The sequence below is a fragment of the Corallococcus aberystwythensis genome (assembly GCF_003612165.1).
Taxonomy (GTDB): Bacteria; Myxococcota; Myxococcia; order Myxococcales; family Myxococcaceae; genus Corallococcus; species Corallococcus aberystwythensis.
The window spans coordinates 1-10,576 of the sequence record NZ_RAWK01000314.1; the positions used below are offsets into that span (position 1 = coordinate 1).

10 protein-coding genes are annotated in these 10,576 nt (G+C 63.7%); 7 read left to right on the forward strand and 3 right to left on the reverse strand.

The genetic code is table 11. The features are described 5' to 3' along the window. The 6 genes from D7W81_RS35545 to D7W81_RS35570 form a co-directional block, all read left to right on the forward strand. Positions 1-617, forward strand: a 617-nt coding sequence (locus D7W81_RS35545) for a peptidoglycan-binding domain-containing protein (protein ID WP_167508135.1), incomplete at its 5' end; no start/stop codon positions are given. 101 nt (positions 618-718) lie between these two features. After that, on the forward strand, positions 719-1,702 hold the full coding sequence (locus tag D7W81_RS35550) for a hypothetical protein (RefSeq protein ID WP_120559824.1): 984 nt from the start codon (positions 719-721) through the stop codon (positions 1,700-1,702). A 522-nt stretch (positions 1,703-2,224) separates the two neighbouring features. Continuing rightward, positions 2,225-2,695 carry a DUF3304 domain-containing protein gene (locus D7W81_RS35555; RefSeq protein ID WP_158621758.1) on the forward strand — a complete coding sequence of 157 codons (471 nt, stop codon included), beginning with the start codon at positions 2,225-2,227 and terminating at the stop codon, positions 2,693-2,695. After that, positions 2,679-4,592, forward strand: a complete 1,914-nt coding sequence (locus D7W81_RS35560; RefSeq protein ID WP_158621759.1) for a T6SS phospholipase effector Tle1-like catalytic domain-containing protein — start codon at positions 2,679-2,681, stop codon at positions 4,590-4,592. The genes D7W81_RS35555 and D7W81_RS35560 overlap by 17 nt, the downstream gene beginning before the upstream one ends. A 34-nt stretch (positions 4,593-4,626) precedes the next feature. Then, complete coding sequence (locus D7W81_RS35565) at positions 4,627-5,415, forward strand: hypothetical protein (protein WP_120559827.1); 789 nt, start codon at positions 4,627-4,629, stop codon at positions 5,413-5,415. Further along, a complete protein-coding gene (locus D7W81_RS35570; protein WP_120559828.1) occupies positions 5,415-6,128 on the forward strand; it encodes a hypothetical protein in 714 nt (237 codons plus the stop codon). The genes D7W81_RS35565 and D7W81_RS35570 overlap by 1 nt, the downstream gene beginning before the upstream one ends. A 14-nt stretch (positions 6,129-6,142) precedes the next feature. Here D7W81_RS35570 and D7W81_RS35575 read toward each other — a convergent pair whose 3' ends face one another. Next, positions 6,143-8,164 carry a rhomboid family intramembrane serine protease gene (locus tag D7W81_RS35575; RefSeq protein ID WP_120559829.1) on the reverse strand — a complete coding sequence of 674 codons (2,022 nt, stop codon included), beginning with the start codon at positions 8,162-8,164 and terminating at the stop codon, positions 6,143-6,145. Positions 8,165-8,391: 227 nt separating this feature from the next. Here D7W81_RS35575 and D7W81_RS35580 point away from each other — a divergent pair, with 227 nt between their 5' ends. Beyond that, positions 8,392-9,258: a sensor histidine kinase gene (locus tag D7W81_RS35580; RefSeq protein ID WP_120559830.1), complete on the forward strand. Its 867-nt coding sequence runs from the start codon at positions 8,392-8,394 to the stop codon at positions 9,256-9,258. Between the two features lie 56 nt (positions 9,259-9,314). Here D7W81_RS35580 and D7W81_RS42120 read toward each other — a convergent pair whose 3' ends face one another. Together D7W81_RS42120 and D7W81_RS35585 are read right to left on the reverse strand one after the other, a co-directional pair. Next, a complete protein-coding gene (locus D7W81_RS42120; RefSeq protein ID WP_147445739.1) occupies positions 9,315-9,734 on the reverse strand; it encodes a DUF7684 family protein in 420 nt (139 codons plus the stop codon). Positions 9,735-9,742: 8 nt separating this feature from the next. Continuing rightward, positions 9,743-10,576, reverse strand: an 834-nt coding sequence (locus tag D7W81_RS35585; protein ID WP_147445740.1) for an RHS repeat domain-containing protein, incomplete at its 5' end; no start/stop codon positions are given.

The window sequence follows — 10,576 nt, forward strand, 5'->3', positions numbered from 1 at the left end:
CGCCGAAACCGCCCGACGCCAACCTCAAGAAAACGGTCCAGGGCGAGCTCCCCCCTTCACTCCCGAAGAAGGCGCCCGCCATCAGTGACCTTCACAAGGGAGACGCCCCCCTTGGGATCGACTTGCCCAAGTCGCCTGGCGCCAATCTCGAGAAAGCAATCCAGCGCGAACTCCCCCCTTCCCTCGCGAAGAAAGCGCCATCCATCAGTGCCATTCGTGCTGGAGACGCAACCCTCAGCTTCAATTTCAAAGGCGAAGCCTCCGCCTACGTCGGGCAGCTTCTGGACCCCAAGAACACACCCAAGGCCCCCGCCAAGCTTGTCGGTTCGCTTCTGCGCTTCCAACGCAAGAACGGCTTACGGGCCAATGGGTTCGTGGACGCAGCCACACTCAAAGCCCTGGAAGCCAAGGCACCCAAGCCAGGAAGTGCGCCGATGAAGGGCGGCGCAAAGTCCGCCCAAGACGCCATCAAAGGCATCGCCAATCTCAAGGGCGCAGCGACAAAAGAGAACATAGCGAAGGTTGACGTCCTACTGGAGACGTTCGACCCAGAGACGCTCAAATCCATCATCGACGCCCTTCAAAAAACCAAGAAGGCAGTCAAACCATCTCGTTAGCACTGAGGAATGGGAGACGAGAGGTCGTGGCTTAACCAAGCCGCGAGATCTATGGCTCTGCCGGACCCGAGGCTGCGGATGCATCACCCAGGAGGTGGAACATGGACTTCACGGACCTCAAGATCGCCGGGGGCAGTGGCAACTTTCATGTGAATCAGTTCCGGATCCACTTCAGCGTTCCCGGGCTCCAGGGGGATCCGAAGAAGCAGCTTCCTGTGCTCGTGGGCGGGTTCATCAAGGACTTCCCTACGTTCTTCAATGGGCTCGGTAAGAACATGCAAGAGAACCGGGCGAGCGTCGCCTGGTCGACCCGGCAGTTCGAGCGCACCCGGACGCTGCGCTTCCTGCTCGACGTCAAGCTCGAGTCACTGGGCCTCAACCTGCCTGACTTCCACAGCGATTGGGTCCATGTCCTCTGGCAGGACCCCAACAAGGGGTTCGCCGCGCAGACGCTCAAGCGCAACTTTCCAGAGGGCATGGAGAAGCTCCTGTCGTGGATGCCGGGCTCCTTGCTCTCCGTCTTCATGCAATACAATGCGTATCACTTCCTCGCAGGTCGCCGGTCCTGGGTCTTCGGGCTCTTGCAGCCGGGGATGCCTGGATGGAACGGAGAAAGTCTCCAGGTCGGCAAGGTCGAGGGCGGCAAGTTCACGGCATACAGTGGCAGCCCTACTCCCGTCTTCTACCTGGAGTCCTCCGCGGTCGAGCGCTCCTCGATGTTGTTGTTCAAACTCATGGAAGTGGATCCAGGGGTCGTCATCGACATCCGCAAGACCATCATCTCCCTCTGGAGCATTCTTCTCGCGAACTACGTCCACTCCAAGGGCTTCCGTCTGAACGTAGTCCACCCCAAGGCCTATGGCGCGGATGACGGCGCCGTCCTTTGGGAAACCCAACCTGAATGGCGGGGCGTCTATCGCCGGAAGGTGGAATTCAAGACCCCACAGGAGCTTTACGCCAAGAAGTGGGTCCAGCACCTGCTGGAATTCCATCCGGCGTTGAAGAGCCAGCAGCTCTCGGAAAGCAAATTCAAGGGATTTGGTGGCGGCAGTTCAGGTGGAGGCGGGGCCGGCGGAAGCTGGTGAGCTATCCGCACTCCCCCCGTGCGGACATTTGTTTCATGGCCGGATGCGAGGCTCTGCGGAAAGAACACTGGGGCTGCACCTGTTCGAAAAGAAGATGGCGAAGGCCAGCTCCAGGGCGACCCCCAACAGCGTAACAGAAGTGGTTCGAGCCACTGGCAGACAATTACAGAGAACTCATCTGGGTCCATCCCTAAACCCAAAAAGACAAGCTCGTCGGCATACCCAGCAACACTGCATTGAACCGCATCCATGCCAACTTCGCGGCGTGTGCCACCCCAAAAAGGTGGCCACGGCTTTTCATTGAAGAGCACGAGCATGCCATGGTGCGCCGCGCTGCGTTCCAAGACTTGGCGGCAATCCTCCATGGTGGAAAGAATGGAGGAGGCCATGTAAATTCGTTCAATGGCGACAAGGTTTAAAAATCATGGTCAGTTCTCTACTCGGCGTGTCTGCCGCAGCGTGTGGCTGGGACTTCTCTTTCTAGCCGCTTCTTGCAAGCAGCCGGCGATAGAGACAAAGCCGGTGGAGTCCCCTCCCACGACAGATAAAGAGACCTCCGGTCTTAAGAACCCCGTCTCTCTGGAAATCAACGGCTACAACTACACCGACCTCGCCATCGACAGCTTCGAGGTGAATGGCCAGGGCGGAGGCGACCTCTCGGTCAGTTCGTCCACTAGCGGTGGAGGCAAGGGCACCTGCTGCCTGGGACTCTCGCCTGGCACGAAGTTCCCCGTGGCGCTGACCCTCCGGTGGACACGGGACCGGAAGCGTTGGTGTGAGAAGACCGTCCAGCTCGCGGCCCCTGTCACCGCCGACCCGCGTCACATTGGAGTGCACTTCTTCCCGGATGGACGCATCGAAGCAGAACTCACCGAAGGCTACCCAGACTTGAAGTTGAAACTCGACCGGGTGGATGCGGGCAGGCGCAAGCCCGCTGCGAACTCGGTCCAGGACGAGCAGTCAGCGAGGTGCCGTGATGGCGACGACCCGTGAGAAGGGCAAGCAGCAGTCTCCCAAGCTGTTGATCCAGGCGGCCTGTCTGGCAGACGTCGATACGGAGGGCACAGCCCGTGTCCCCAGCGTCAAGACAGCCCTGGCTCCGCAGAACGTCCCAGCCGCCGAGCCGCAGACCATCAAGGTCTCCTTCTTCTTCGACGGCACCGGCAACAACCTGGACGCGGACCTCGGCACCGAGGAACACAGCAACGTCGCGCGCCTGTTCCGCGCACATTCGGAGACCAGTTCCTCCGCGGGTATCTTCAGCTACTACATTCCCGGGATTGGAACGCGCTTCAAGGACATTGGTGACCCTGGCGGCGAGACGAGGAGCATGGGATTTGGCGACAGAGGGTCGTCTCGCCTCGACTGGGCGATGAAGAAGCTGGAGGAGGTGCTCGACCTGAGCAAGGGCCGTCAGGTCCTCCTGGCTTTGTTTGGCTTTTCGCGTGGGGCCGCGCTGGCCCGTGCCTTTGCCCGGCTTGTGGCGGAGAACTGCATCGGCAGTCAGGCGGGTGGCTGGCTTTTCACGCACAAGGGCATCCAGAATCCTGTTCGCCTGTACTTCATGGGCCTCTTTGACACGGTGGCCTCGGTGGGCGTGCCCATGAGTACCAATATCCGGCAGGCACGCGGCATTGCATTGGAAGCCCTGAGCCTGGAAAAGGGGCTCAAGATTCGTCAAGACAGCGGCGGCAGCTCACTCGAAAATATCGCCTTCGCCTCTGGTGGTGCGCCCGGCGCGGACCCCGCGTCAGGTTGGGCGGATGGCCACATGGCCTGGGCGGATGACCTCCGCATCCCCTCCATGGTGGAAGACTGCGTCCACATGGTGGCGGCACACGAGATCCGCAATTCCTTCCCCTTGGACAGCGTGCTTCAGGGCCTGCGCTATCCGAAGAACTGTCGTGAGATGGTCTACCCGGGATCGCATTCGGATGTCGGCGGCGGCTATCGCCTGGGAGAGGGCGCTCGCAGCACCGAGGCCGGCTCGTTCTTGAGTCTCATTCCCTTGAGGGGGATGCGGATCGAGGCCATCAAGGCCGGCGTGCCTCTGGAGGCGGCAAGCCCCCTCCCTCTCAAGCAGAAGGATTTCGGCGAGGACGCCTCCAGCAAGAGGGCGTTCGCAACCCTCTTGAGCAGCTTCAGCTACTACATTGACTGCGCGGGACGGGGAGGAAAGCCGGTGGGCGCCCTGCTGCTGTCCCACATGAAGCACTACTATCAGTGGCGCTTTCGCAAGGCCTTGCTCAACCAGAAGGCCCGAGGCGCAGGCAATCCCACCGCTGACCAGACCGTGCTCGCTTCTCACGAGCCCGGCTGGAAGGACGAGCGCAACACGCTCACCCAGACCACGAACAAACTGAAGACCGAGTTCGATGACCACGAGCGAACGGCGTGGGCCCTTCGGGATTCGCGAGCGTGGACGCTCAAGGGAGGGCAGCAGATGTATGAACAGGAAGTGGCGCTCGCGAGCGCGGCGGAGGACCGGTACCTCGCGAAGAAGTCCATCCTGGACACGCTGCCCAGCACGGATGGCTCGTTCATGAAGAACTCGGGCATCTACGACGCACAGCTTTTGGCGGATGCCTTGAAGCTCCAGCAACTCGCCCAGAAGAAGGGGCGAGACATGCTACGGCCGCATTATCGCGCGCTGCTGGAGGCCTATGAGGCGGAGTCTACGGGCAAGGGCTTGAAGGACGCGGAGATCATCGCGTTCTTCGACACCTACGTTCACGACTCACTCGCCGGCTTCGGCGGCGATGCGACGCTGCCGTCCGACCCACGCGTCGTCTACACGAGCGGCGACGACAAGCTCAACTACGCCAACAACAGGAAGCCGTCGCCTCGGGGCGTGCAGAACGCATTGGAGGTCTCATCTCACGCCACCTGATTTTTGGCGCATTATTTCCAGGAGGCAGGACGTCGTGAAGAATGCCTTCATCATTCTCTCGGGTGGACCCTCGATTTACGATCCCAAGGATCCGGACAAGCATGACCAGAGCTGGGACAACTTCGTCACCGCTCCACTGCTCCGGTCGAGGCTCAAGCCCAATGGAGAGCGGCTGCTCGTGCACGATCCAAAGACAGAGGACGTGCATTGGCTGGTCTATGAGCCCGCCTACAAGGACCGTTGGACCAGCGACCTGGCCAACAAGACGTCAGCGCCGACCCAATACGAGCACGCCGTCATCGTCATGAAGAAGGGCATGCTGAACTATCTGGACCTCCTCAAGTCCCGCGCCAAGGAACGCGGCTGGAAGTACGAGGGCCTTTCGACGGCCCAGGGGTTCTGGAACTACATCAACAAGCTCAAGAGCACCAAGGTGAGCCGGGTCTGGTTCTACGGTCATGCCAGTGATGACCTGTGGCTCTCGCTGAATCACGATCCCAGCGACCACGCGGCCGTCTCGCCTGACTCCGATGCGATCCTGACCCGCGCTGACATCAAGAAGATTGCCGCGTTCTCCTTTGTTCCACAAAAAAATGCGGACCATCCCCACAAGTTCTTCGGCTGCAATACGAAGGCCTTCGCAGAAAAGTGGGCCAATGCGCTCTCAGTCTTCGCGCTGGGCTCCTCGGACAAGGTGGACTTCAAGTTTATCCATGCTAACGGGGGAATGGTCACACTCAGTGCCGGTGCCAAGTGGTATCAATGCTCCAAGGCGTCAGCGCCGAAGCAGATCCCCCTGAAGGCCGGAGAAGCGGTGCCTTGATGAGGTCGCGCGGTTACCTGGCAGCCCTGGCACTGGTCGGCATCGGGCTGGTGGGCCTCTACTCCTATCTCACACCGTCCCCTTCCATGCCCACCCCGCTCAAGGTGCCAGAAGTGGTGCCAGAGTACTTCGCGGAGCAGACCTCGGACTGCGGTGTGGACCTGCTGAACCTGGCCTCGTCGGACACAGGCCCTTTCAAACGGGTCCTGCCCGTGGGTGCGAACCCGCCTGGCGAGAGGCTGCGCCGCAATGTCTGGGAACAGGGCCGGTACCTGGTCCACGGGCGATTTACAGGCAAAGTCCATGAGTTTCGGGAGTGCGCCAGCTTCCCTGAGTTCGAGGTGCTCGACTTCAAGCCCTGGGGCCCTGTGCAACGGTGCGCTTCCCCCGGCGCCCTCGATGCGGTGATGCAGACGTATACCGGCGACCTTCCCGAGGACCGCTACGCCCCCGAGGATTTCGTCGGCGGGCCATTCCCTCCTTTTTTCGACGATGAGTCCTGTAGACCCGTCGCGGCATGCGCGATGGACAAGCGCCGTGCCGACTCCCGCCCTGATCCCGAGGCTGTCATTGATGGAGAGGAGCTTCCCTCCCTGGATGGCAGATTCTGCCATCCCGTGACCTGCGAGCCTGGAGAGAAGCGGGTCGATGCCTGCACAGGAGTCATCTGGTGCTGCCGGCTCCTGCCCCCAGATGCGCCTCCAGGTCCGTAGGTCCCCCTCCAGCCTCAAGCCGCTGCGGCCACCTGCCCGTAGTAGTGCGCAGTCAGCTCACCCTCGGTGGCGAAGCGCGGATAGCGGCCCTCGGCCAGCGTGGGCGCGTCGGGCATGGGGTTGGCGGCGGAATGCTCCAGCAGCGCTGACAGGAAGCGCGCGTAGGCCTCGCGCGGCGCGACACCGGGATAGCGCTCCGGCAACCCCAGCCCGGCGGCCGGGATGCGCAGCACGGTCGGCCCGCGATCCGGGTCTCCCCAGGACACCACCAGGTCGGTGAGCACCGTCTGCCGGGGGGCCGCCCCTTCCGGCACCGCGACAGGCAACATGCCCACGGCCACCGCCAGGACCTCCGTGACGGACAGCGACCGGCGCTGACCGCCTGGGGCCTCCACCAGCAGGGCCTTGTCGGACAGCCCCAGGATGCGACACGGAATGATTCGCGGGGGCAGCGAGGAGCCCCCGACCTCCACGGGCGCCAGGGCCGCCACGGCGCGGGTCCGGGCCGTGGCGGACTCCGTGTCCAGGTCCATTGCCCGGTTCTTCATCCGCGCCCCCATCCGGACCGCCTCCACCTCCAGCTGCCCCACCCGTTCCGCCAACGCGGCGGCATCGCCTGTCGCCAGTTCCTTCGCCCGGGTCAGGTATCCCGCCGCCGTCTCCGGAGCGTCCCGGCGCGCCAGCCGGAGCTCCGCGGCCCGAATCAGGGCGCGCACCGCCATGGTGCCGGTGCCCTTGCCCGCCGCGGCATAGAGCGACTCGGCCATGGCGACCGAGTTGGCGGGGGCCTCCCCCTCGTCCAGGCCCTGCGCGACGCGCCAGGCGACACCCGGGCGCAGCCGCTCCACGGGGAACAGCTCGCCCAGTTGGTCCACCGCGTTCCAGAGCGGCTCGGGGACCTCGCGGGCGACAAGCAGCTGCAACGCCTTCTCCACCCGCGCGGAGCCGGCGGGCACCTTGCCGTCCTCCAGCTCCATCCGCCCCAGGGCGAGCAGCGCCTCGCTATGGTCCGGATGGTCCGCCAGGATGAGCAGGAAGGCCGCTCGGGCCTTCTCACGGTTGCCCGTCTCCAGCGAGGTCTGGGCCTCCAGCATGCGCGGATCCGCGACCCAACCGCCCTCGCGCGCGGCGATGGCGGGGGCGACGAAGCGCTCCTCCAGGCGGGTGACTCGCAGCGCGCTGGCCGCGACGAAGCCAAAGCCAAACCCGCCAATGTGTGCCATCACCGCGACGCCGGTGTTGTTGCCCCAGAGCACGAAGTTGAGCACCTCGTTGCCGAACCAGAGGCCCGCCCACAGCCAGCCGGGAACCCCAAAGGTGCCTCGCCAGATTTTCAGGAACCAGATGAGGTAGCCCACGCGGACCTTGCGCGTGGCGAAGCGCAGGCAGAACGCGCCCATGCACGCCGCCACCGCTCCCGAGGCCCCCACCATCAGCACCTGCGACGAGGGGTCGAGCACGACGTGGGCCACCGCCGCCACCAGGCCCCCTACCCCGTAGAAGCCCGCGAACAGGGGCCGGCCCCAGGCGTCCTCGAGCAGCAAGCCCACGACGTAGAAGAACAGCATGTTCCCCAGCAGGTGCATCCACCCGAGGTGCAGGAACATGTACGTCAGCCAGCCCCACTGCATCACGCCTCGCGCGGGCACGAGCCCCAGGAGTTGAAGCAGTCCCGAGTCCTTGGCTTCCAGGACGCTCTCACAGTGCGCATCAAGCCGCGCCTGGAGCGCTTCCACATCCACGTCCCCGGCCGGCGCCTCCACCTCCACCTCCACCTTCGCCTTCAGCCGGCGCAGCAGCGTCTTGCCGTGTTCGCTGAGCAGGCCGGTGCAGCCCGGGGGCAGCTCCAGGTCGGGATGCTCGAGCGTCTCCTGGATCAGCTCGCGGACGTCGTCCTCCCCCACTCCGCCCGGGTTCGAGGGAATCACCCAGGTGATGAAGAAGGCAACGACACACGCCGCGGCGATGGAGACAGAGACCCAGGGGCGACGGTCCAACGTCGCGCCATCCACGCCAATCGGGAGCAGGAAAAACATGACGGAAGCCTCACCTCGACGGGCGCGACCCCCACCCATGCCGCGCAGCGCGGAGCAACTCCGCGCGGTGCGCCTGGACATAGCACGCCGGGCACACGCCATCATCCGGCGCCCCAGGCAAGACATGCCCTCAAGTCAGTGAAAACATCCAGGTCGAGCAATTCATACGGCAGCCAGCGCGACGCAGGGCCCATCCAGCTTCTCGCCTTGAAGCGTGCGCAGCAGATTTGCCTTACGCGCCCGTGCACGGGGGGCCGGTCATCTGGCACACCCCCACCGGGCATTACTCCCTGCTGGTGGAGGCGGCCCCCCTGCCCGCCCAGCACGGCCATCCGGAGGAGGTCCTCCTGGCGCTCCAGGACGTCACCGAGCTGCGCAAGACGCAGGCGCAATTGCAGCACGCGGTGTCCCTGCGGGATGAATTCCTGACGGTGGCGTCACACGAATTGAAGACGCCGCTGACGCCGTTGCAGCTCAAGCTCCAGTCCCCGGTGAAGGACGCGCAGTCGGCCCAGACGCTGGAGGCGCTGCGGGAGCGCGTGGTGCGGACGGCGGAGACCGTCTCCGGGCAGGTCCGGAAGATGACCACGCTCATCAACGACCTCCTGGAGGTCACGCAGCTGACGGGCCCCTCCGCGCCGTTGCGGCTGGAGGACGTGGACCTGGCGGACGTGGTGCGCGACTCGGTGGAGCGCTTCGAAGCACAGGCGGCGAAGGCGGGCTGCCAGCTCATCGTCGATGCGGCCCCGGGAGCGGTGGGCCGCTGGGACCGCCACCGGTTGGACCAGGTGGTGAGCAGCCTTTTGTCCAACGCGCTGAAGTACGGCCCGGGGCGCCCGGTGACGCTCCGGGTGGAGCGGCTCCGGGACCGGGCGAGGCTGAGCGTGAGGGACGAAGGCATCGGCATCTCGCCGGGCAGCCTCCAGGCCATCTTCGAGAAGTTCACCCGCGCGGTGTCCACCCGGCATTACGGAGGTCTGGGATTGGGCCTCTTCATCACCAGACAGATTGTCGAAGCCCACCACGGCACCCTGCGCGCGGAGAGCCAACCCGGGCAGGGTGCGACGTTCATCGTGGAGCTGCCCACCGCCTGATGCACGGCTCGGATGTACCTGTTCCTGGCTCCAGCGAGGCCTCGCAAGGCACCGCGTCACATGGCGCGAATCCTCGCGCGGACATGGTCGTCCTGACTGCCAACAATGGCAATCAAGCCGCCTCTGCCCGAAGCTCCCAGTCCGTTCCAGAAGACATCCAGCGCATCTTCAAGTTCCTCCCTTCGAAACCAGGATGTCACAACAGACGTTTCTCCCTCCCGCATCTCCAAGGCGGAATCCAACTCGTCATGGACCCGCTCGGCATGCTCTCCGCAAATCACCGCGAATCCACAAGCATGGCCGGTCAAGAGGCCTTCAACTTGGCGGACATACTCTCCGATTGCGTTCGCATCCACGTCCGCGGTCACGAAACACGTCGCAGCGCGCGCCGAAAGCATTCCTGAAGCAGGCCCCCTGAGTTCGTCCCGCTGCAGCAGAATCAGCTCTCTCCCATCGCTCACTTCAATCCGTTCCATCGTTCACCTCACCGCCCCCCACGCGGAGTCAGCTTGACTCTCCCGTGAAGAATATCGGCGATATTCTTCTTGAACGCACTGATTTCTCGCTCCAGGTGGCCGAGTCGACGCTCCACTTGAGCTGCCTGTGCCTCTTTCGGCATGTTTTCCATTCCAGGACGGACAGTGGGGTTCTCCTTCAGCGCTGTAATCTTTGATTGGTGCTTCGTGATTTCCTTCTCGAGGTTCTTGATGGCCCTTACCGCTTCAGGCGAGAGTTCTCCTTCACCGATCACCGCCGCGACAATGCCCGCAGCATCATCGGTCGCAGCAGCCACATCCGGTGCCTGATCAACCAGCCCTTCTGGCCCAAACGCCGCCACCTGGGAGACTGCCGCACCAATTTCCTTCAACTTCTCGATGCACTCGTCACTGCCGGCACATTCGCGTCCCAATTCTCCAGCCGCAGCGCCTCTCTGGTCAATCGCCGGGTTGTCTTGTCGCCCATCAGGGTCAACAAAATACAGAGGGCGATTGCTCGCATAGGAGTAGATAGACAGGCTCCGCCCCTCTTCGGCGCGCATCAACAACGCTTCCGGCTCTTCCACCAGAGGTTCAGGCCCCAGGTACCGCCCCATGCTCGCGTCGTAGTACCGGTTCCAGTTCTCGAACAGGTCCGTCTCCGGGTCGTAGTACTGGCCCGGCAGACGCAAGGGCAGCCACACCGGCTTGGCGTTCGGCTCGAACCGGCGGTACTCAAAGCCGCTAAGATAGCCGATTGTGGGGATCCAATCATCGGACGTGTCCGGTCCCATGGTCACGTAGAAGGTGCCATCCGTAGGTGCAGCCACCCACCCCTGGGT

Coding starts and splice junctions, on each gene's coding strand:
- D7W81_RS35550 (WP_120559824.1), top strand. CDS start 719: ATGGACTTCACGGACCTCAAGATCGCCGGGGGCAGTGGCAACTTTCAT.
- D7W81_RS35560 (WP_158621759.1), top strand. CDS start 2,679: ATGGCGACGACCCGTGAGAAGGGCAAGCAGCAGTCTCCCAAGCTGTTG.
- D7W81_RS35570 (WP_120559828.1), top strand. CDS start 5,415: ATGAGGTCGCGCGGTTACCTGGCAGCCCTGGCACTGGTCGGCATCGGG.
- D7W81_RS35575 (WP_120559829.1), bottom strand. CDS start 8,164: ATGTTTTTCCTGCTCCCGATTGGCGTGGATGGCGCGACGTTGGACCGT.
- D7W81_RS42120 (WP_147445739.1), bottom strand. CDS start 9,734: ATGGAACGGATTGAAGTGAGCGATGGGAGAGAGCTGATTCTGCTGCAG.